Below are 21,973 nucleotides of genomic sequence, written 5' to 3' on the forward strand. Positions count from 1 at the left end.
AAGGCCAATCAAATCTGGAGATAGCTGGTTCTCCGCGAAAGCTATTTAGGTAGCGCGTCGATTGTATTCTCCCGGGGGTAGAGCACTGCATGGATGATGGGGGCCCACAGCCTTACTGAGTCTAAGCAAACTCCGAATACCGGGAAGAACTGATCGGCAGACACACGGCGGGTGCTAACGTCCGTCGTGGAGAGGGAAACAACCCTGACCAACAGCTAAGGCCCCCAATTCATGGCTAAGTGGGAAAGCATGTGAGACTTCCAAAACAACCAGGAGGTTGGCTTAGAAGCAGCCATCCTTTAAAGATAGCGTAACAGCTCACTGGTCTAGTCAAGAGGTCTTGCGGCGAAGATGTAACGGGGCTCAAGCCATGAGCCGAAGCTTTGGATGCACAGTGATGTGCGTGGTAGCGGAGCGTTCTGTGATATAGAACGCTGCCTCCTTATCTCCTTCGGGAGTATTGGAGGCAATGTTCTGACTGTGAAGCCGGGCTGTAAGGCATCCGGTGGAGTGATCAGAAGTGAGAATGTTGACATGAGTAGCGACAAACAGGGTGAGAGACCCTGTCGCCGAAAGTCCAAGGGTTCCTGCTTAAAGCTAATCTGAGCAGGGTAAGCCGGCCCCTAAGGCGAGGCCGAAAGGCGTAGTCGATGGGAACCAGGTTAATATTCCTGGGCCATGTGGTGGTGACGGATTGCGAGGGTTGTTCACACTTATCGGATTGTGTGGGCCGCTTAGCAGTTCCTGGAAATAGCCCCACTATCGGACCGTACCCGAAACCGACACAGGTGGACTGGTAGAGAATACCAAGGCGCTTGAGAGAACCACGTTTAAGGAACTCGGCAAAATGCCTCCGTAAGTTCGCGAGAAGGAGGCCCCATTCTCACGCAAGTGAGGGTGGGGGGCACAAACTAGGGGGTGGCGACTGTTTACTTAAAACACAGGGCTGTGCGAAGCCGTAAGGCGACGTATACAGTCTGACGCCTGCCCGGTGCCGGAAGGTTAAAAGGAGGAGTGCAAGCTCCGAATTGAAGCCCCGGTAAACGGCGGCCGTAACTATAACGGTCCTAAGGTAGCGAAATTCCTTGTCGGGTAAGTTCCGACCTGCACGAATGGCGTAACGATCTCCCCGCTGTCTCAAACGTGGACTCAGCGAAATTGAACTGTGTGTCAAGATGCACACTACCCGCGGTTAGACGGAAAGACCCCATGAACCTTTACTATAGCTTCGCACTGGCATCAGGCATGTGATGTGCAGGATAGGTGGTAGGCTTTGAAACGGGGACGCCAGTCTTCGTGGAGCCATCCTTGAGATACCACCCTTCGCCTGCTTGATGTCTAACCGCGGTCCCTTATCGGGATCCGGGACCCTGCGTGGTGGGTAGTTTGACTGGGGCGGTCGCCTCCCAAAGTGTAACGGAGGCGCGCGAAGGTTGGCTCAGACCGGTCGGAAATCGGTCGTTGAGTGCAATGGCAGAAGCCAGCCTGACTGCAAGACTGACAAGTCGAGCAGAGACGAAAGTCGGCCATAGTGATCCGGTGGTCCCGAGTGGAAGGGCCATCGCTCAACGGATAAAAGGTACTCTGGGGATAACAGGCTGATGATGCCCAAGAGTCCATATCGACGGCATCGTTTGGCACCTCGATGTCGGCTCATCTCATCCTGGGGCTGGAGCAGGTCCCAAGGGTACGGCTGTTCGCCGTTTAAAGAGGTACGTGAGCTGGGTTTAGAACGTCGTGAGACAGTTCGGTCCCTATCTGCCGTGGGTGTAGGATACTTGAGAAGAGTTGCCCCTAGTACGAGAGGACCGGGGTGAACGGACCACTGGTGGACCAGTTATCGTGCCAACGGTAGTGCTGGGTAGCTATGTCCGGACAGGATAACCGCTGAAAGCATCTAAGCGGGAAGCCCCCTTCAAAACTAGGTATCCCTTGAGGGCCGTGGAAGACCACCACGTCGATAGGCTGGAGATGTAAGCGCGGCAACGCGTTCAGTTGACCAGTACTAATTGCCCGATTGGCTTGATTTGATCCGGTAGAAGCCAGACCTCTGGCTCCGATCATAATCAAAAGCTGCATAGCAACTTGACTTGAAATCATCGCTTCTTCCTCGGTTTGGTGGTCATAGCACGAGCAAAACACCCGGCTCCATTCCGAACCCGGCCGTTAAGTGCCGTCGCGCCAATGGTACTGCGTCTTAAGACGTGGGAGAGTAGGTCACCGCCAAACCTAGAAAGAAGCGATGAAAAATCATCTCTCAAACAACGATGACAAACAAAATCCCGATCGCAAACACAAAAAGCCCTCGGGAACGGACGCGGGATGGAGCAGCCCGGTAGCTCGTCAGGCTCATAACCTGAAGGTCGTAGGTTCAAATCCTACTCCCGCAACCAAATCTACCGAACGAAAACAATGCACTAGCGCCCCAACGGGCGCTTTCTGCATTCGGGCTGGTTCAGCCGTGGAAGCATTGTGGAAGCAGCAGAGTAGAGTAGGCGTCGGGGTCCCCAGAGATCCGGCCGGTGCGCAAGTGCTGCCCACTTTGGCAGGCAGCACTGAGTTTCTTGGCTACTGCACATCAATTGGGATCGTCGTCACCGCCGCCGTCTTCGCCGTTTTTGTTCGGCGTTTTCCCTTCGATGTTCTCGCCGCCATTGCCAGCCCCGTTGTCAACGCGGCCATTGGCGCCGCTGACGGAGAGGCCCGTGACGAGCGCCGCCTGCTACGCCTGCAGAAACAGATGGTCGGATACAAGCTCCTGATCATCGACGAGCTGGGCTTCGTGCCTCTGAGCAAGACCGGCGCCGAGCTGCTGTTCGAACTGATCTCGCAGCGCTACGAGCGGGGCGCCACCATGATCACCAGCAATCTGCCCTTCGACGAATGGACCGAAACCTTCGGCTCCGAGCGCCTGACCGGCGCTCTGCTCGACCGGCTCACCCACCATGTCCACATCCTCGAGATGAACGGCGACAGCTATCGGCTTGCCCAAAGCCGCGCCCGAAACAGCGCCGACACCTGATCACATCGTTCAGGTTTGGCCCGCTGGGCCAAAGCGCCCCGGCAGCCGCCAGCTATCTGAAAAGCGCAGCTGCCGGGGCGCGAAGCGTTCCCTCCGCTTCAATCCCATGCCCTCTCTGGTGGCTGACTTTTGCTCCGCCCCGTGGCCGGTTTTTGCTCCGCCGTTGACACTTTTGTCGCTCTATCTCAGGCTGACGCGGTAACGGGGCGCTGACCCCGGCGCTTCTGAGAGCATAAGAAAAGGCCCGCATCGCTGCGGGCCTTTTGTAAAATCATACCATCACTTGCGCGGCTTCTTCGGGCCGCCGGACTTGGGCTTTCCACCTTTGCCCGGATGCGGCCCTTTGCCGGGGCTTGCATATTTCGCGCGGGGCTTCTTGCCCTTCGGGGCGGCACCGCCATCGGGCTTGGGCTTGCGCTTCTTCGGCGAGATTTCCGCGAGGGCTGCGAACACGGCCTCGTCGTCGGGGCTCCAACCGCTGGTCTTCGCACTCTCCTCCGGGGCGTCGTCGCGCGGCGCCTTGGGCGGGCCCTTGCGATGGGGCGTCTTGCCCGGACGCTCGCCGCGATCCGGTTTGCCATGCGGCTTGTCTGCGCGGCGTTTTTTCGGCGGCGGACCAAAATCGGGTTCGCCATTGAGGGCGCGGGCGGAGATTTCGTCGGACAGTTCCCCATCCGGGCCAAGCGAGGCTTCGAATTTCGCGACGCTCTTCTCGGCGATCTCGACGAAGGTCTCGTCATCGCGCACGCGGATCGCGCCGATCGCGGATTTGTCGAGATCGGCATGGCGGCGCAGCAAGGGCAGCAGCCAGCGCGGCTCGGCCCGGTCGTTGCGCCCGACCGACAGCGTGAACCAGCGGCTAGGGCCGAATTCCTGACGCTCCGATTGCCCCTTGGTGTCCGGCGGCAGAAGATCCTCGGGCGGGGCATTGCGCGACTGCTGCAGCCGCAGGAAGGCGGCGGCGACAGCCTCGGCCCCGTGCCGGTCGAGCAGCTTGCGCGCAAACGCTGCCTGATCCTCGCTGATCGGCTCGCGCCAATCGGGATCGGTCAGCAGGCGCTCTTCGTCGCGCGCGATGATCGACTCGGCCGAGGGCGGCACGGTCCATTCGGCGTTGATCTTCGCGAATTTCAGCAGGCGCTCGGCGCGTTTGACCATGCGCGGCGGCACGATCAGCGCGGACATTCCCTTGCGCCCGGCGCGACCCGTCCGGCCCGAACGGTGCAGCAGGCTCTCGGTGTTCTGCGGTAGATCGGCGTGGATCACGAGGCTCAGGTTCGGCAGGTCGATGCCGCGCGCAGCCACATCGGTCGCCACGCAAACCCGTGCCCGCCCGTCGCGCATCGCCTGCAGCGCGTGGCTGCGTTCGGCCTGTGACAGTTCGCCCGACAGCGTCACGACCGAGAGGCCGCGATTGCCGAGCCGCGCGCTGAGATGGTTCACCGCCGCGCGGGTGTTGGCGAAAACGATGGCGCTTTCATCATGGTGGAAGCGCAGCAGGTTGAAGATCGCATGATCGCTATCCGAGGCCGCAACCTTCAGCGCCTTGTAGGCGATGTCGGAGTGCTGCTGCGCGGTGTTGATCGTCGAAATGCGCTGCGCGTCGTTCTGGAACTGCTCGGCCAGCTTCGCGATCATCGGCGACACGGTGGCGGAGAACAGCAGCGTGCGGCGCTCTTCCGTGGCCGAGCCGAGGATGAATTCGAGGTCTTCGCGGAAGCCCAGATCGAGCATCTCGTCGGCCTCGTCGAGCACGACGGCGCGGATGTCGCTCAGATCGAGCGCGCGGCGGCGGATATGGTCGCTCAGGCGGCCGGGCGTGCCGACCACGATATGCGTACCGCGTTCGAGGGCGCGGCGTTCCTGACGCGGGTCCATGCCGCCGACGCAGGAGCTGACGATGGCGCCGGTCTTGCCGTAGAGCCAGCGCAATTCCTGCATGACCTGAAAGGCGAGTTCCCGCGTGGGGGCCACAACGAGTGCAAGCGGCGTGCCAGCCGGGCCGAAGCTTTCGGCCTCGCCCAGGAGGGTCGGCGCGATCGCGAGACCGAAGCCGACCGTTTTACCCGAGCCGGTCTGGGCCGAGACCAGCAGGTCCTTGCCCTCGAGTGCGGGATCGGTCACCGCGTCCTGCACGGGAGTGAGAGTGTCGTAGCCGCGCTCGGCGAGCGCTGCGGAAAGGGAGGGGATCATCGGAAAGTCGTCCAAGCAATGACGTAAGGGACGGGCCGCTCTGCTCTGGCAGCCCGTGCGGAAGGCGCCTGCATAACGGCCCCTGCGGCAAATGTATATTGCCTATTTGGCGAATCCGCCCGCTATGGGCAATAATTCTTGGTCAGGCGAGGACTTGCAGCACCACCGCGGAGGCGTAGATCGCGACCAGCAGCAGGCTCTCGATCCCGATCCGTGCCGGCCCGTCCTTCTGGCGCAGGATCAACCCGCCGAGCAGCACGCCCGTCATCATCAGTCCCGTCGCGAGCCAGTAGAGGTCCGACATCGAGACCGCGTGGTAGAGCGAGCCGTCACGATAGGCCCCGTCCGAGAAGACGAGGAACAGCGTGTCGAAGGTGTTGCCGCCGATGATCCCTCCGATGGCCAGTTGCAGCGCGCCGCGACGGACCGCGGTCAGCGTCGTTACCAGCTCGGGCAGCGAGGTCACGACCGCCGTCAGCAGCGCGCCCACCAGCGAGGAGCTGAGACTGAAGCGGGTGACGAATTCCTGCCCGGCCTGCGAAATGACCCAACCGCTGAGGCCCATGATGACGACGAGACCGACGAAGACGATGATGGGGCCGCGCGGGGAGCGGTTCGCTTCCTCCTCGTCTTCGGGTTCGTCACGGCGCGTCTCGCGGGTTTCGACCGGTTTCCACATCGGCGTTTCCGACACCTGGGTCGCGAGTTTCGTGCCGCCGAGATAGGCGAGGAACAGCACCACCGAGGCCGGGCTGATCCCCCAGATCGCGAAGTCGGGCGCGGCGGTCGCGGCGAGCGGGATCGACAGCAGCACGATCAGCATCACCGCCTGAAAGAGGTTGGCGGGTTCTGCCGCGGAATGTTCGAGATTGGCGCGTCGGTGCAGCATGTCGGCGAGCGCCAGAAAGAAGGTCTGCGCGGCGATCCCGCCCACGGCATTGGAAAAGGCGAAACTCGCATCGCCCTGTGCGGCGACCGAGACGGAGACGACGATCCCCGACAGCGACGTCGCCGCCCCCAGCACGATCCCGCCTGCCAGCGCTTCGCCCATCCGCGTGCGATCCGCGATCACATCGGCCAGCCCGGTCGCCTTGATGGAGGAGATGACGACGATCAGCCCGGCGATGGCAAATACGCCGAGCAGAAGCGGGGTCGAAAGAGAGGCGATCATGAAGGCTCCGGGGTCGCTGTTCGAAAAGCAACCGCGCAGCGCGCTCACGGTTCCGTTAAGAGGGCGACGGGTGGCGCCTCTGCAAAGGGCTGGGGAGTCGACATGCTCGAAAGAGACGTTAGGGTCGGCGCCAATCAGCGCGCGGGAGGACAAGCATGTTTATCGGATTGGATCTGGGCACATCGGGGCTGAAGGGGCTCTTGATCGACGAGGCGCAGCGCGTGGTGGCCGAGGCGACGCATCCGCTCACCGTGTCGCGCCCGCAGGAGGGCTGGTCGGAACAGGATCCCGCCGAATGGATTGCGGCGATGGAGGCTGTGCTGGGCTCGCTTGCGCAGCACGATCTGTCGGCGGTGCGCGGGATCGGGCTGTCGGGGCATATGCATGGCGCGACGCTGCTGGACGCGCAGGACGCGGTGCTGCGGCCCTGCATCCTGTGGAACGATACCCGCGCCCATCGCGAGGCGGCGGCGCTCGACGCGGAGCCGCAATTCCGCGAGATCAGCGGCAATATCGTGTTCCCCGGCTTCACTGCGCCGAAGCTCGTCTGGCTCGCCAAGCACGAGCCGGAGCGTTTCGCGAAAGTGGCGAAGGTGCTGCTGCCGAAGGACTACCTGCGGCTCTGGCTGACCGGGGAGCATGTCTCGGAAATGTCGGACGCCGCCGGGACGAGCTGGTTCGATACCGGCGCGCGCGATTGGTCGGATGCGCTTCTGTCGGCAACCGGGATGCGGCGCGAGCAGATGCCGCGCCTCGTCGAAGGCTCGGACGTGTCGGGCACGCTGCGCCCGCAGATCGCGGCGCGCTTTGGTCTGCCGGAGGGCGTCGTCGTCGCGGGCGGCGGGGGCGACAACGCGGCTTCGGGCGTGGGCGTCGGCGTCGTGGCGGCGGGGCAGGCCTTCGTCTCGCTCGGCACCTCGGGCGTGCTGTTCGCCGCCGATGACGGCTATCGCCCCGATGCGGCGAGTGCGGTGCACAGCTTCTGTCACGCCTTGCCGCAGACATGGCATCAGATGGGGGTGGTGCTCGCCGCGACCGACGCGCTGAACTGGTATGCGCGGCTTCTGGAGAGCGACGCCAAGGAATTGACCGAAGGCCTCGGCCCGCTGCAGGCGCCGGGCAAGGCGCGGTTCCTGCCCTATCTCGGCGGCGAGCGTACGCCGCTCAACGATGCGGCGATCCGCGGCGCGTTCATCGGACTGGAACACGCAACCGATCGCGCCGCGACCACGCGGGCCGTGCTGGAAGGGGTGAGCTTCGCGCTGCGCGATTGCCGCGATGCGCTGGCCGGCACCGGCACCCGGATCGAGACGCTGCTCGGCGTCGGGGGCGGCACGCGCTCGCGCTATTGGTGCGAGGCGATCGCGACCGCGCTCGACACGCCCGTGGCCCTGCCGGTGGCGGGCGATTACGGTGGCGCGTTCGGCGCGGCGAGGCTAGGTATGATGGCCGCGACAGGCGGCGGGTTGGATATCGCGACTCCGCCCGAGATCGCCGCGACGATCGAGCCGGTCTCCGCTTTGCGCGAGGCCTTCGGCGAAGGTTACGACCGCTACCGTCAAGCCGGTGCCGCGTTGCGCGGTTTGACTTGATCTACCTCGCGCCGCGCCGTAGCGATCGGCGCGGCGTCACGGAACTCAGCCCGAGAATTGCAGCCGGATCCGGTTCACATATTCCACGCCCGGTCGCAGGATCGCCGAGGGGAATTCGGGGTGATTGGGCGCGTCGGGCCAGGCTTGCGGCTCCAGACAGATCGCGTTGAAGCTGTCGCCGGACGGTGCGGTGTAGACCTGCAATCCGGGCTGGTTGCTCAGCATCGTCATGCTGCGTCCGGAGGTCGGATCGCTCAGCACCGCCACCTCGCGCATCGCGCCGGGGCGGAGACAGAAGTTGTGATCGAAGCCCGCGCCATCCGGTCCTGGCACCGGCGCCGGTTCGCGGAAGTCGAAGCGTGTGCCAGCTACGTCGCGCGGTGCGCCGACGGGCAATGTCTCGGCATCGATCTCCAGCACCTGATCGGCGTTGAGCTTCAACTGGTGGTCGGCGATCGAGCCGCCGCCTGCGAGATTGAAATACCCGTGCGAGGTCAGCGAGACCGGGCAGGCACGGTCGCAACGCGCCCGGTAGGTGATGTTCAAGGTGGCAGGGTCCGATACCGCGAAGCTCACCTCTGCGACGAGATTGCCGGGGAAGCCCTGATCGCCATCCGGGCTCTCGAGCTGCAGTGTCGCCGCGTTGATCCAATGCGCGACGACCTTCCAGTCGCATTGGTCGAACCCCTGACCGCCGCCATGAAGGCAGTTCCCGTTTTCATTTGCATCGAGCTGGAATTGCTCGCCATCGAGCGTGAATTTCGCCCCGGCGATGCGGTTCGCGTAACGTCCTATCGTCGCCCCGTGGAAGCTGCGCGTGGTCTGCACGGGGTCCGGGCCGATGAGAAGTTCGACGGGTCCACTGGGACCTGGCAGGGCCAGGCTAGTCAGTCGCGCGCCTTTCGGGTCGATACGCACCAGCATCCCTGATGCAAGCCCGATCTCCAATTCTGTTTCGTGATCGAACATGCTTTTATCCAGTCTATTTCGCGACAAGAATGACCCAACGTAAGTCATTCTCCAAGCCTTGACCTTAATCTCGATCAACATCCGAGACGAGTTAGCCACATGGACACCCGCCGGACCTGCCAAAGGTGAAGCAGGCCTTAGGTGCGATTATATGCATCCGAAATGCTTCTTAAAAGTTTCGTGATGGGCGCGTGGGTGCAAGCGAAAAGGCGCTTTCATGCTCGATTTTGCGCGAAAATATATTATATGTTGCAATAACGAAAGTTAACGCGCCCAAAAAGCTATCGCGCCTATTGGTGCACAAGCGACAGGCGCTAGCGGGAGTACGCAAAATGCCAGAAGCAGTAGATCTCTTCGTGATCGGCGGCGGGGTGAACGGCTGCGGGATCGCGCGCGACGCGGCCGGACGGGGGCTACGGGTGCGTCTGGCCGAGATGGGCGACCTTGCGCAGGCGACCTCTTCGGCCTCGACCAAGCTTTTCCATGGCGGGCTGCGCTATCTCGAATATCTCGAGATCAAGCTGGTCCGCGAGGCGCTGTCCGAGCGCGAAGTGCTGATCCGCGCGATGCCGCATATTTCCTGGCCGATGCGCTTCGTGCTGCCCTACAGCGCCGATATGCGTTTCGAGAGCGATACGCCGGTCTCGAAAATGCTCTCCACAGTGATGCCGTGGATGAAGGGCAAGCGCCCGTCCTGGATGATCCGCTCGGGGCTGTTCCTCTATGACCATCTGGGCGGGCAGGGGCTGCTGCCGGGCACCAAGCGGCTCGACCTGCGCAACGCCCCGGAGGGCGCGCCGCTGAAGGACAGCTTCACCCACGCGTTCGAATATTCCGATGGCTGGGTGCAGGATGCCCGGCTCGTCGTGCTCAATGCCCGCGACGCCGAGGCCCATGGCGCCGACATTCGCGTGCAGACCAAGGTGGTCGAGGCGCATCGCGACGGCGGTCATTGGGTGATCGTGACCGAAGGCCCGAACGGGCGCGAGGAGCATATGGCGCGCGCCGTGGTCAATGCCGGCGGTCCGTGGGTCGAGCAGATCCTGAAAGGCACAATGGGCAGCGCCAGCCGCGAGCATATCCGTCTCGTGCGCGGCAGCCATATCGTGACTCGCAAACTCTACGATCACGACAAGTGCTACTTCTTCCAAGGCGCGGACGGGCGGATCATCTTCGCGATCCCCTACGAGCAGGACTTCACCCTGATCGGCACGACCGAGGCCGCGCATGAAGATTCTCCGTTGACCGCCGAATGCACCGAGGGTGAGCGCGATTACCTGTGCGATTTCGCATCCGAGTACTTCAAGGAAGAGGTCACGCCCGACGACGTGGTCTGGACCTATTCCGGGGTACGCCCGCTCTACGAGGACGGCGCAAGCTCCGCGACCGCAGCGACGCGCGAATACGTGCTCTCGCTCGATGCGCCGACGGGCCAGCCTGCGGCGCTGCATGTCTTCGGCGGCAAGATCACGACCTATCGTCGTCTGGCCGAAGACGCGCTGGGCAAGCTGCGCCCGCATCTGCCCGGCATGGGCGGTCAATGGACGAAAGGCGCGCGCCTGCCGGGCGGCGATTTCGCCCCCGAAGAGGTCGGCGCCAAGATCGCCAAGCTCTCGCAGGATTACCCCTTCGTGGATCGCAAATGGGCCGAGCGGATGATCCGCCATTACGGCACCGAGTCCTGGGACATCTTCGGCGATGCCAAGGCGCTGGGCGATCTGGGTCGCGATTTCGGCGGTACGCTGACCGAGGCCGAGCTGCGCTGGCTGGTCGATAAGGAGTGGGCGCGCAAGGTCGAGGACGTGATCTGGCGGCGCACCAAGCTGGGCTTGCGGCTCGATGCCGATCAGGTCAACTCTGTCGCCGCGTGGCTGGAGGAGCACGCAGGCTGACGCGCGAAACGGGAGGACTTCATGACCTATATTCTTGCTATCGACCAAGGCACCACGTCGTCGCGCGCGATCGTCTTTGACGCTGCGCTGCGCCCCGTCGCGAGCGCGCAGCAGGAATTCACCCAGCACTTCCCGCATTCCGGCTGGGTCGAGCATGATGCCGAGGAAATCTGGGACAGCGTTCTGGCGACCGTGCGCGGTGCGATCGAGAAGGCCGGGATCGAGGCCTCCGACATCTCTGGCATCGGCATCACCAACCAGCGCGAGACGACGCTGGTCTGGGATCGCGAGAGCGGAACGCCAATTCACAACGCCATCGTCTGGCAGGACCGCCGCACCGCCGAATTTTGTCGCGAGCTGCGCGAGGACGGGTTCGAGGAGACCGTGATCGCGCGCACCGGGCTGATTGTGGACCCGTATTTCTCGGCCACGAAACTGCGCTGGCTTCTGGAAAACGTGGACGGCGCGCGCGAGGCCGCCGAGGCGGGCAAGCTCGCCTTCGGCACGATCGATAGCTGGCTGATCTGGAAACTGACCGGCTGCAAATCGCATGTGACGGATGCCACCAATGCCGCGCGCACGATGCTCTATGATATTGCCAAGGGCCGCTGGTCGACGACCATCGCGGCCAAGCTCGGTGTGCCGATGGAGATGCTGCCCGAGGTCAAGGATTGCGCCGCCGAGTTTGGCGTCACGCACCCCGATCTCTTCGGCGTGGAAATCCCGATCCTCGGCGTCGCGGGCGACCAGCAGGCCGCGACCGTGGGGCAGGCCTGCTTCAAGCCGGGGATGCTGAAATCGACCTATGGCACCGGATGCTTCGCGCTTCTCAATACCGGCGATCAGATGGTGCGCTCGGAGAACCGCCTGCTGACGACCATCGCCTATCAGCTTGACGGGAAGGTCACCTACGCGCTCGAAGGCTCGATCTTCGTCGCGGGGGCCGTGGTGCAATGGCTGCGCGACGGGCTGAAGATTATCGAGGCCGCCGATCAGACCCAGGCGCTGGCCGAGCAGTCCGACCCCGAGCAGGACGTGATCATCGTGCCCGCCTTCACCGGTCTTGGCGCACCTTACTGGAACCCCGATTGCCGCGGCGCGGTCTTCGGCCTGACCCGCAGCTCCGGCCCCGCTGAGTTCGCCCGCGCGGCGCTGGAATCGGTCGGTTTCCAGACCCGCGACCTCTTGGAGGCGATGCAGGCGGATTGGTCCGATGACGCCCGCCCGACATTGCGCGTTGACGGTGGCATGACGGCCTCCGATTGGGCGATGCAGTTCCTGTCCGACATCCTCGGGGCGCCTGTCGACCGGCCCGAAGTGCTGGAGACGACAGCCCTCGGCGCGGCATGGCTCGCGGGCTACAGGGCGGGGATTTATCCCGAGCCGGAAGAGTTCGCGAAGGGCTGGGCGCTCGATCGCAACTTCGCCCCCGAGATGGACAAGGCGAAACGCGAAGCGCGCTACGCCGCGTGGAAGAAGGCGGTCGAGGCCACGATCGCTGCGGTCTGATCCGCGGCGATAGGTCAGACCCCCTTTCCCTTCCCCGCGTTTTGCTCTTTGCTGTCTCGGTCCGATCTGATGACAGGAGCCTCTCGATGACCCGCTACCCCCGCGACCTGCGCGGCTATGGCCGCACGACCCCCGATCCGCATTGGCCGGGCGAGGCGCGCGTGGCGATCTCGATGGTGCTCAATTTCGAGGAGGGCGGCGAGAACAACGTCCTGCATGGCGACGCGGCCTCCGAGGCGTTCCTGTCCGATATCGCAGGCGCCGCGCAATGGCCCGGCCAGCGGCACTGGAACATGGAGTCGATCTACGAATACGGCGCGCGCGCAGGCTTCTGGCGGCTGCACCGGCTGTTCACGGGGCTGAACGTGCCGCTGACGATCTATGGCGTCGCGACCGCGCTGGCCCGCGCCCCCGAACAGGTCGCCGCGATGAAAGAGGCGGGCTGGGAGATCGCTAGCCACGGCCTCAAATGGGTCGAGCACAAGGATATGGCGGAAGACGAAGAGCGCCGCCAGATCGCCGAAGCCATCCGCCTGCACACGGAAGTCGTCGGAGAGCGTCCGCGCGGCTGGTATACCGGGCGCTGCTCGGCCAACACGGTGCGGCTGACTGCGGAGGAGGGCGGTTTCGACTGGATTTCCGACACTTATGACGACGATCTGCCCTATTGGCTCGAAGTCGGCACCCGCGACCAGCTCGTGATCCCCTACACGCTCGAGGCCAACGATATGCGCTTCGCCACCGCGCCGGGCTATATCGAGGGCGAGCAGTTCTTCCAGTATCTCAAGGACAGTTTCGACACGCTCTATGCCGAGGGTCTGGACGGCGCGCCGAAGATGTTCTCGGTCGGCCTGCACAACCGCCTGATCGGGCGTCCGGGCAAAGTTGCGGGGCTGAAGCGGTTCCTCGATTACGCGCTCTCGCATGAGGGCGTCTGGTTCGCGACCCGGGGAGAGATCGCCGCGCATTGGGCTGCGACCCACCCGCATACCCGCCGCGAACGCCCGAGCCAGATGAGCCGGGAGCGTTTCGTCGAAGCCTTCGGCGGCATCTACGAACATTCGCCCTGGATCGCGCAGCGTGCCTTCGATCTGGAACTCGGCCCGGCGCATGATTGCCTCGAGGGCGTGGCCTCGGCACTGGCCCGCATCTTCCGCTCGGCCTCGGAGGCCGAACGCCTCGGCGTGCTGACCGCGCACCCGGATCTCGCGGGCAAACTCGCGCAGGCCAAGCGCCTCACCGCTGAGAGCACCTCCGAGCAGGCCAGCGCCGGGCTCGATGCGCTGACCGATGAAGAGCGCGCCACATTCGAGGGTCTCAACGCCGCCTATACCGAAAAATTCGGTTTCCCCTTCATCATCGCCGTAAAAGACAATACGAAGGCGTCAATCCTCCACGCCTTCCGCCGCCGGCTTGACCAAGACCGCGAGACGGAATTCTTTGAGGCCTGCAAGCAGGTCGAGCGGATCGCGTGGCATCGCCTGAACGCCATGGACCTTTGATGGAATACACCTATTACGCCCCGACGGGCGGTTTGCCCGATCAGAACCAGCGCGCCCGCGAGCGCGCGCAATTCAACACCTCCTATGCGGTGATCCCGCGCGGGGTGCTGTCCGACATCACCATCTCGCTGCTGCCCGGCTGGCAGAATACCCGCGCCTGGGTGCTCGCTCGCCCGCTCTCCGGCTTTGCCGAGACCTTCGCCGAACTGGTCGTCGAAGTCGCGCCGGGTGGCGGCTCTGACAATCCCGAACCCGACCCCGAGGGCCAAAGCGTGATCTTCGTGCTCGCCGGTCACATCCGCCTCGTGATCGAGGGCGTCGGCCATGAGCTGGACGCGGGCGGCTACGCCTATCTCGCACCGGGCGCGCAATGGTCGGTCGCCAACGATCAGGATACGCCCGGCACCTTCGTCTGGGTCCGCAAACGCTACGAGCGTGTGCCCGGCATCGATGCGCCCGAAAGCTTCGTCACCGCCGATCAGGACAAGCCGCCGCTCGAGATGCCCAACACCTCGGGCTACTGGTCGACCTCGCGCTTCGTCGATCCGAACGACCTGCGTCACGACATGCACGTCAATATCGTAACCTTCATGCCGGGCGGAACCATTCCCTTCGCGGAAACCCACGTGATGGAGCACGGCATCTTCGTGCTGCAGGGCCGGGGCGTCTACCTGCTCAATCAGGATTGGATCGAGGTGGAAGAGGGCGATTTCATGTGGCTGCGCGCCTTCTGCCCGCAAGCCTGCTATGCTGCGGGCCGCCGCCCGTTCCGCTACCTGCTCTACAAGGACGTGAACCGCCACCCGAAGCTCGGCTCGCCCATCTCGGGCTGATCCCCCTTCGGCTTGGTTGAAATATCCCGGGGGTGAGGGGGCAGCGCCCCCTCTCTTTCCCACGCAACCGGAGGCCCGCCATGCAGATCAAAGCCGAACCGCTCACGCCCGAGGCCTTCGCGCCCTTCGGTGATGTGCTCGACGCCGCAGGCGACCCCGACAAGATCATCAATGCCGGGCTCTGCGGGCGCTATCACGACCGCGCACAGCTCGATTTCGGGGTGGAGACGGGCGGTCGCGCCGGCATTTCGATCTTCAAGGCAGAGCCGCGTGCGCTGCCCTATCTCTGCGATCTGCTGGAGCGGCACCCCGAGGGCTCGCAGGCCTTCATTCCGATGAGCGCGGACCCGTTTCTCGTAATCGTCGCCCCCGATGCGGACGGTAAATCTGGCACGCCGCGCGCGTTTCTCACCAATGGCGCGCAAGGGATAAACCTCCATCGCGGCACCTGGCACGGGGTGCTGACGCCGCTCGCAGCGCCCGGTCTCTTCGCGGTGGTTGACCGGATCGGTGAGAGCGCGAACCTCGAAGAGCATCCGCTGGACGCGCCCTTCACCGTGATCGCCTGACCCTCCGTCAAAGGGGGCATGGACACTTCCGCCGAACTTACCCAAGCTGCGCCAAATCGTTTTGGGGAGGAGCAAGAATGAAAACGCGGATCGCACTTCTGCGCGAAATGGGCAAAGCGCGCCCTTATTCCGACAGCAAGCCGCTGGAGATCGTCGAGGCCGAGCTGGACGATCCCGGCCCGGGTGAGCTGCTCATCAAGATGTCGGCTGCGGGCCTGTGTCACTCCGACCTGTCCGTCATCAACGGCGACCGCCCGCGCGACATGCCCGTGGCGCTGGGCCATGAGGCGGCCGGCGTCGTCGAGGCGGTCGGCCCGTATGTCACCCGCTTCGCACCGGGCGATCACGTCGTCCTCGTCTTCGCCCCCTCCTGCGGCCATTGCGTGCCCTGCGCCGAGGGGCGGCCTGCGCTTTGCGAGCCTGCCGCCGTTGCAGCGGGCAAGGGCAGCCTGATCACCGGATCGAAGCGCATCTCGGTCGCGGGCGAGCATGTGAACCACCATATCGGCGTCTCGGCCTTCTCCGATTATGCTGTCGTCTCCGAGGCCTCCTGCGTGAAGATCGACAAGTCGATCCCGCTCGACCAGGCCGCCCTTCTGGGCTGCGCGGTGCTGACCGGCGTCGGCGCGGTGCTGAACTCGGGCGGGCTGAAGACCGGCCAAAGCTGCGCGATCATCGGCCTCGGCGGTGTCGGCCTCGCGGGGTTGCTGGGCGCGGTTGCGGCGGGCGCGCGCACCATCGTCGCCGTCGATCTCGCTGAGGATAAGCGCGACCTCGCGCTGAAGCTTGGTGCGACCCATGCCATCGACCCGACGGAGGAAGGGGCAGTGCAAAAGCTGCGCGACCTCACCGGCGGCGGCGTCGATCTCGCGGTCGAGCTGGCCGGCGCGGCCCCGGCGCTGCAATTCGCCTATGCCATCACCCGGCGCGGCGGCACGACCGTCACGGCGGGCCTGCCCAACCCGCAGGCGGAATTCAAAATCCCCGCCGTGTCGCTGACCGCGAATGAGCACGCGCTGAAAGGCTCTTACATGGGCTCCTGCGTGCCGGTCCGCGACATCCCGCGTTTCGCGCAGATGATGGTGCAGGGGCAACTGCCGATCCCGGACCTGATGACCCATCGCCTCAAGCTCGAAGACATCAACGAGGGCTTCGAGCGGCTCGCCGCGGGCGAGGCGATCCGGCAGGTCATCGTCTTCGACTAAGCGCCGATCTCGGCCCGCAACCAATCGCGGAAGGCGCTGACATGCGGCGCCTCCCGCGCACGCTCGGGCAGGATCAGCGCGTAGTTTTCTCCGGTGGCGAACCGGCGCGGCGTCGCCTGCACCAGCCGCCCCGAGGCCAGCGCCCCTTCGGCGATGATCGCGGGCACCAGCCCGAGGCCCATCCCCGCGCTCGCCGCATCGAGGATCATGTCGAAATGATCGAACCGCGCGCCGCGCAGGATATGCCGCGCATCGCGCCCGCTCTCGCGAAACCAGTCGAGCCAGAGCGTCGGGCGCGTGGATTGCTGCAACAGCGGCAAGGCCAGCAGCGCATCGTCCTCCAGCGCTGCACGCCCCGCCATCAGGCGCGGCGCGGCCACGACGATCAACTCCTCCGCCACCAGATTTTCGACCTCAGCCCCTGCCGGTTCATGCCTTGAGCGCATGATCGCCAGATCGAAGGGCTCATGCTCGAACTCCACGGGTAAGAGCCGCGCGCTCAGATCGAGGCTCACCTCCGGCTGCGCGGCCTCGAACCCTGCCAGCCGCGGGATCAGCCAGGACCGCGCAAAGCTCGGCAGCACCGCCATGCGCAGCACCGCCCGCGCGCCGCCGAAAGCCATCGCCCCCATCGCGGCCCGGTCGATCTGGCCCAGAATTTCTTCGGCCTGCGCCAGAAAAACCTGACCCGCAGGCGATAGGGACAGCCGCTTGCGCACCCGGTCGAACAGCGCCACGCCCAGCCGCTCTTCCAACGTCCCGAGCGAGCGCGACACCGCAGATTGCGTCAGGTTCAACTCCGCCGCCGCCCGCGTCGTCGTGCCAAAGCGCGCGCAGGCAGCAAAGGCCTGCAGCTCGTTGATCGTCGGGGTATAGCTTTTACGCATGGTCGCGAGGGTGCTCCGCTGTGTCTTGTAAGATCATGCGTAAAACTCATCATCTTCGCAAATTTAATCGTTTGCGCCCCGCGCCCCGATGCCTAGAGTCCGACGCAACGAAAGACAGCCTCCGAGGACCCGCCATGACCGACCGCCCCACGCTCAAAGCCAAGGATGCCCCCGATCTGGGCAAGTTCACCTGGGACGACGCGCTGCGTCTGGAAACCCAGCTGAGCGAAGACGAACGGATGCTGCGCGATGCGGCCCGCGCCTATGCGCAGGACAAGCTGCAGCCGCGCGTGATCGAGGCCTTCGAGAATGAGACCACGGACCCCGCGATCTTCCGCGAGATGGGCGAGATGGGCCTCTTGGGCGCGACCATCCCCGAGGAATATGGCGGGATCGGCGCGGGCTATGTCTCCTACGGCCTGATCGCGCGTGAGATCGAGCGGGTCGACAGCGGCTACCGCTCGATGATGTCGGTGCAATCCAGCCTCGTGATGTATCCGATCTACGCCTATGGCTCGGAGGAGCAGCGGCAGAAATACCTGCCGAAGCTGGCCTCGGGCGAGTGGATCGGCTGTTTCGGCCTGACCGAACCCGATGCGGGCTCGGACCCGGCGGGCATGAAGACCCGCGCCGAGAAGACCGAGGGCGGCTACCGCCTCACCGGTTCGAAAATGTGGATCACCAATTCCCCGATCGCGGATGTCTTCGTCGTCTGGGCGAAGTCCGAGGCCCATGGCGGCAAGATCCGCGGCTTCGTGCTGGAGAAGGGCATGAAGGGGCTGAGCGCGCCGAAGGTCGGGCAGAAGCTGTCGCTGCGCGCCTCGATCACCGGCGAGATCGTCATGGACGGCGTCGAAGTCGGCGAAGACGCGCTGCTGCCGCATGTCGAGGGGCTGAAAGGCCCGTTCGGCTGCCTCAACCGCGCCCGCTACGGCATCGCCTGGGGCGTGATGGGCTCGGCCGAGTTCTGCTGGCACGCGGCGCGCCAATACGGGCTCGACCGCAAGCAGTTCGACAAGCCGCTTGCGCAGACCCAGCTGTTCCAGAAGAAGCTCGCCGATATGCAGACCGAGATCACGTTGGCGCTGCAAGCCGCGCTGCAGGTCGGTCGCCTGATGGACGCAGCCGATGCCGCCCCCGAGATGATCTCACTCATCAAGCGCAACAATTGCGGCAAGGCGCTGGATATCGCGCGGATGGCCCGCGACATGCATGGCGGCAACGGGATTTCGGGCGAGTTTCAGGTGATCCGCCACATGGTCAACCTTGAGACGGTGAACACCTACGAGGGCACCCATGACGTCCACGCGCTGATCCTGGGCCGTGCGCAGACGGGCCTGCAGGCCTTCTTCTGATGGCTCCGCTGGAAGGTGTGAAAGTCGTCGAGCTGGCGCGCATTCTGGCCGGTCCCTGGGCCGGTCAGGTGCTGGCCGATCTCGGAGCGGAAGTGATCAAGGTCGAGTCCCCCGAAGGCGACGATACTCGCCGCTGGGGCCCGCCCTTCATCGCGCGCGAGGGGGATGGACCAGGGGGCCGCTCGGCGGCCTATTTCCACGCCACCAATCGCGGGAAGATTTCGGTCGTGGCCGATTTTCGCACCGAGGAAGGCCAGAAGATCGTGCGCGATCTGGTGCGTGACGCCGATGTGGTGATCGAGAACTTCAAGCTCGGCGGCCTGAAGAAATACGGGCTCGATTACGAGAGCCTTTCGGCGATCAATCCGCGTCTCGTCTATTGCTCGATCACCGGTTTCGGGCAGGACGGCCCTTACGCGAGCCGCGCGGGCTATGACTTCCTGATCCAGGGCATGGCGGGCTGGATGGACCTGACCGGCGACCCGCAAGGCCAGCCGCAGAAGGTGGGCGTCGCCTTCGCCGATATCTTCACCGGCCTTTACGCGGTGATCGGGATTCAGGCGGCACTGGCTGCGCGGGCGCGCACCGGGCGCGGGCAGCTAGTCGACATGGCGCTTCTGGATTGCGCGGTGGGGGTGCTCGCCAATCAGGGGATGAACTTCCTCGCGACCGGCAATGCGCCGCAGCGGCTGGGCAATGCGCATCCCAACATCGCGCCCTACGAGGTCGTCAGTGCCAAGGACGGCGATCTGATCCTCGCAGTCGGCAATGACGGGCAGTTCCGGCGGCTTTGCGAAGTGCTGGGCCTCGATCTCGCCGCCAATCCTGATTTCGCCACCAACGAAGCCCGCGTGGCCAATCGTGAGGCCATGCGCGCGGCCATCTTCCCTGCGCTCGCGCAATGGCCGCGTGCCGATCTGCTCGCCGCGCTCGAAAAGGCGACGGTCCCCGCAGGGCCGATCAACTCCGTCGACCAGGTCTTCGCCGACCCGCAGGTTGAGGCGCGCGGGATGCGGATCGAGGCCGAGGGCATCCCCGGCATCCGCACGCCGATCCGCTTCTCGGACACGCCCTTGGCGGAACCAAAACCTGCCCCGAAGCTCAAGGCCGACTAGCCTCTTCCTCTTGGTGGAAATATCCCGGGGGTGAGGCGGGATCAGCGGCCTTCCAGTGGAAGGACGCCCCGCCGAACGCCCGAAGCGCAAGCGAAGGGCCGTCAGCGCGGGGGCAGCGCCCCCTCCAAGTTCACCCGTTACAAGCCAGCGTCAGCGCGATCGGGATATTGTCCGGCCCGCCATGCACATCCGGTTGATTGACCGACACGTTCGGCACGCAGGTCGCGCCGTCGGCCATCCCCCGGATCACCACCGGGTTGGATTTCACCGGCGCCAGTCCGGTCAGGTTCTCGGGGTCATACATCTCGATGCGCAGATCGTTCGGGTTCTCGGCTTGGGGCAGGGCGAGCGCGAAGGCCATCGTGACGGCCCCATCCTTCACCGTCGCCTGAAAACCATAAATCTGCGGGTCGGGCAGTTGCTCGGCCCCTTTCCAGAACCGGGTGTAGAAGAACGAGCCTTCCGAATTCTGTTTCGCCGCGTCTTGCAGCGGCGCAAGCTCGTCTCCGGTGAAGGCTCCGTCGCCATTCTTGTCGAAGGTCTGGATCAGCCAGTCCGAAACGGTCGGGTCGAAAGTCCAGCTCTCGCCGATATGGGTGACCTTCCCGCTCGCCATGCCGACGAGCAGGCGGATCAGGATTTCGTCTTCCGGGTGGGCGTTCGCGAGACCCGGCAGTAGCCCGATCAGACCGGCGAGGGTGAGAACAGTGCGGCGGATCATGGCTGGAAATCCGGTTTCTTGCTGCCCGGCGGAGCGGCGGGCGGTGGCGCGCCGAAGCTCGGGAAAGCATCGGCCTCGGGCACGGCGGCATCCGCGGCGGGCGCGTTCTCGGAGGCCGCGGTCGAGGGATCGGCATTCTTCGGCTTCAGCTTGCCACCCATCAGCGCGACCCCGCCGTAAAGCAGCCCGATCGCGACCAGCCAGCTGCCGACGATCCGGCCCGCGATCTCGAACCAGCGCGCCTGCCAGCTGCGCAGCACCAGATAGACCGCACCGATCAGCCAGACGCCCAGCCCGATCCCGGCGAGGAAGACCCACGGTTTGCCGCCATAGCTCGGATCGGAGAGTTTCACCGAGAGCGCATACATCACCCCCAGAACAAAGCCCGCAGGCACGATCAGCGCGGGCCGCGACCAACGTCCCAGTGCGAGCGTCGCGCCTATGGCGATGGCCGAGATCGGCATGGTCAGGAAGTGATGTGTGATCGCGCCGGGGAGTTGTTGCAACGCGGCCATTAGCTCGATGCGGAAGGTGAAGCCGAGCGCGATCCCGACCGCCCAAAGCAGCGCCGCGATCAGTGCCGCGCGCCGCCCGACCAAGGCCAACGCGATCCCGAAGCCAAATAGCGGGAACAGCCGTTCGATCGCGACCGCGTCGCGGATCAGCCATGCGCCGGTCTCGCCGCGGTCTGCGGGCGGGATCACCGCCAGCACGATCAGGGCGGTCAGCCCGGCCAGCACCCAGAGGTGACGCAGCCAGCCGAGGCCGGAACGGTTATGCGAAAAATCAATGGCCAAAGAGGCTTAGCCCACCTTGCAGGAACCCGAGCTGAGATTGCAGGTAACCCAGCGCAAGCGCAAGGAAGCCAAGCCCCACCACCGCGATGATCGCACCCAGCCCGCGCGAGAATTGGCCGCCCCGGATCGGCTCGAGCAGGAGCCCCACGCCGACGCCGATCACGTGAATCATCCCGGTCGCCAGCACGAAGCCGATCGCGAAATCCGCCGGGTCGGCGGCCAGCGGCAGTTCCGCCCCATGCGCATAGCCGTGATAGAGCGCGAAGACCGAGATGATCGCCAGCGCCACCCATTCATAGGGTTTCCACCCAGCGGCGATGGCGAGGCCGAGCACCACGATCGAAAGCGCGATCCCGATCTCGATCCCCGGCAGCGGCAGGCCGAGAATGCCGATCACGCCGCCCACGACCATGATCAGCGGGAAGGTCACGGGCAATTGCCAGACCTGCCGCCCGCCCATCTGCGCGCCCCAGAGCCCCACGGCGAACATCGCGAGGAAATGGTCATATCCCGAGAGCGGATGCTCGAACCCCGCGGTGAACCCGCCCGACCCGGTCGAGGTAATATGGGCGGCAGCCACCTGCGGCAGCATCAGGGCGATGAGGCCAGCAAGGGCAGCGAGGCGGCGATGGTTCATGCGA

17 protein-coding genes, 1 tRNA gene and 2 rRNA genes (1 of these 20 running past the window's edge) are annotated in these 21,973 nt (G+C 64.7%); 13 read left to right on the forward strand and 7 right to left on the reverse strand.

From position 1 onward, the window contains the following. The 4 genes from AXZ77_RS01650 to AXZ77_RS19230 form a co-directional block, all read left to right on the forward strand. A 23S ribosomal RNA gene (locus tag AXZ77_RS01650) occupies window positions 1-2,030 on the forward strand (it extends 802 nt beyond the left edge of the window). Window positions 2,031-2,114: 84 nt separating this feature from the next. Next, a 5S ribosomal RNA gene (gene rrf, locus AXZ77_RS01655) occupies window positions 2,115-2,229 on the forward strand. An 87-nt stretch (window positions 2,230-2,316) separates the two neighbouring features. After that, window positions 2,317-2,393 (forward strand) — tRNA-Met (locus AXZ77_RS01660). Window positions 2,394-2,530: 137 nt separating this feature from the next. After that, entirely contained in the window at window positions 2,531-3,022 is a 492-nt protein-coding gene (locus tag AXZ77_RS19230; RefSeq protein WP_141536202.1) for an ATP-binding protein, read from the forward strand. A gap of 279 nt (window positions 3,023-3,301) precedes the next feature. Here the strand turns inward: AXZ77_RS19230 and AXZ77_RS01670 are convergent, their stop codons facing one another. Together AXZ77_RS01670 and AXZ77_RS01675 are read right to left on the reverse strand one after the other, a co-directional pair. Further along, window positions 3,302-5,215, reverse strand: a complete 1,914-nt coding sequence (locus AXZ77_RS01670; protein WP_098409777.1) for a DEAD/DEAH box helicase — start codon at window positions 5,213-5,215, stop codon at window positions 3,302-3,304. 142 nt (window positions 5,216-5,357) lie between these two features. After that, window positions 5,358-6,386 carry a sodium:calcium antiporter gene (locus AXZ77_RS01675; protein ID WP_098409778.1) on the reverse strand — a complete coding sequence of 343 codons (1,029 nt, stop codon included), beginning with the start codon at window positions 6,384-6,386 and terminating at the stop codon, window positions 5,358-5,360. Between the two features lie 155 nt (window positions 6,387-6,541). On the opposite strand from AXZ77_RS01675, the gene xylB reads away from it, so the two are divergent. Beyond that, window positions 6,542-7,978: a xylulokinase gene (gene xylB / locus AXZ77_RS01680; RefSeq protein WP_098409779.1), complete on the forward strand. Its 1,437-nt coding sequence runs from the start codon at window positions 6,542-6,544 to the stop codon at window positions 7,976-7,978. Between the two features lie 45 nt (window positions 7,979-8,023). Here the strand turns inward: xylB and AXZ77_RS01685 are convergent, their stop codons facing one another. Further along, a complete protein-coding gene (locus tag AXZ77_RS01685) occupies window positions 8,024-8,947 on the reverse strand; it encodes an aldose epimerase family protein (protein WP_176535933.1) in 924 nt (307 codons plus the stop codon). 332 nt (window positions 8,948-9,279) lie between these two features. Between AXZ77_RS01685 and glpD the strand changes: the two genes are divergently transcribed. From glpD to AXZ77_RS01715, 6 genes are all read left to right on the forward strand, one after another. Continuing rightward, window positions 9,280-10,839 carry a glycerol-3-phosphate dehydrogenase gene (gene glpD / locus AXZ77_RS01690; protein ID WP_098409781.1) on the forward strand — a complete coding sequence of 520 codons (1,560 nt, stop codon included), beginning with the start codon at window positions 9,280-9,282 and terminating at the stop codon, window positions 10,837-10,839. 21 nt (window positions 10,840-10,860) lie between these two features. Then, a complete protein-coding gene (gene glpK, locus AXZ77_RS01695) occupies window positions 10,861-12,348 on the forward strand; it encodes a glycerol kinase GlpK (RefSeq protein ID WP_098409782.1) in 1,488 nt (495 codons plus the stop codon). Window positions 12,349-12,434: 86 nt separating this feature from the next. Next, window positions 12,435-13,850, forward strand: coding sequence for an allantoinase PuuE (puuE, locus tag AXZ77_RS01700; RefSeq protein ID WP_098409783.1), 1,416 nt, complete (start codon window positions 12,435-12,437; stop codon window positions 13,848-13,850). Next, window positions 13,850-14,683: a bifunctional allantoicase/(S)-ureidoglycine aminohydrolase gene (locus AXZ77_RS01705; protein WP_078540358.1), complete on the forward strand. Its 834-nt coding sequence runs from the start codon at window positions 13,850-13,852 to the stop codon at window positions 14,681-14,683. The genes puuE and AXZ77_RS01705 overlap by 1 nt, the downstream gene beginning before the upstream one ends. 80 nt (window positions 14,684-14,763) lie before the next feature. Then, window positions 14,764-15,252 (forward strand): ureidoglycolate lyase, encoded by a 489-nt coding sequence (locus tag AXZ77_RS01710; protein WP_098409784.1) that lies wholly within the window; start codon window positions 14,764-14,766, stop codon window positions 15,250-15,252. 77 nt (window positions 15,253-15,329) lie between these two features. Then, window positions 15,330-16,457 carry a zinc-dependent alcohol dehydrogenase family protein gene (locus tag AXZ77_RS01715; RefSeq protein WP_083079088.1) on the forward strand — a complete coding sequence of 376 codons (1,128 nt, stop codon included), beginning with the start codon at window positions 15,330-15,332 and terminating at the stop codon, window positions 16,455-16,457. On the opposite strand, the gene AXZ77_RS01720 is transcribed toward AXZ77_RS01715, so the two are convergent. Next, window positions 16,454-17,344 carry a LysR substrate-binding domain-containing protein gene (locus AXZ77_RS01720; protein ID WP_098409785.1) on the reverse strand — a complete coding sequence of 297 codons (891 nt, stop codon included), beginning with the start codon at window positions 17,342-17,344 and terminating at the stop codon, window positions 16,454-16,456. The two genes, AXZ77_RS01715 and AXZ77_RS01720, sit on opposite strands and share 4 nt — an antisense overlap. Before the next feature lie 134 nt (window positions 17,345-17,478). Between AXZ77_RS01720 and AXZ77_RS01725 the strand changes: the two genes are divergently transcribed. Beyond that, entirely contained in the window at window positions 17,479-18,699 is a 1,221-nt protein-coding gene (locus AXZ77_RS01725) for an acyl-CoA dehydrogenase (RefSeq protein WP_098409786.1), read from the forward strand. Then, window positions 18,699-19,814: a CaiB/BaiF CoA-transferase family protein gene (locus tag AXZ77_RS01730; protein ID WP_098409787.1), complete on the forward strand. Its 1,116-nt coding sequence runs from the start codon at window positions 18,699-18,701 to the stop codon at window positions 19,812-19,814. The genes AXZ77_RS01725 and AXZ77_RS01730 overlap by 1 nt, the downstream gene beginning before the upstream one ends. A gap of 130 nt (window positions 19,815-19,944) precedes the next feature. Here the strand turns inward: AXZ77_RS01730 and AXZ77_RS19450 are convergent, their stop codons facing one another. From AXZ77_RS19450 to AXZ77_RS01740, 3 genes are read right to left on the reverse strand one after another with little or no spacing between them, the layout of a single operon-like run. Further along, window positions 19,945-20,535: a DUF1007 family protein gene (locus AXZ77_RS19450; protein ID WP_176535934.1), complete on the reverse strand. Its 591-nt coding sequence runs from the start codon at window positions 20,533-20,535 to the stop codon at window positions 19,945-19,947. Next, the gene (locus tag AXZ77_RS19455; protein WP_176535935.1) at window positions 20,532-21,332 is read right to left on the reverse strand and encodes a hypothetical protein; all 801 of its coding nucleotides are present in this window, start codon (window positions 21,330-21,332) and stop codon (window positions 20,532-20,534) included. The genes AXZ77_RS19450 and AXZ77_RS19455 overlap by 4 nt, the downstream gene beginning before the upstream one ends. Further along, entirely contained in the window at window positions 21,322-21,969 is a 648-nt protein-coding gene (locus AXZ77_RS01740) for a HupE/UreJ family protein (RefSeq protein WP_098409788.1), read from the reverse strand. Before AXZ77_RS01740 ends, AXZ77_RS19455 begins: the two co-directional genes overlap by 11 nt. Window positions 21,970-21,973 lie beyond the last annotated feature (4 nt).

The sequence above is a fragment of the Thioclava sp. ES.031 genome (assembly GCF_002563775.1).
Taxonomy (GTDB): domain Bacteria; phylum Pseudomonadota; class Alphaproteobacteria; order Rhodobacterales; family Rhodobacteraceae; genus Thioclava.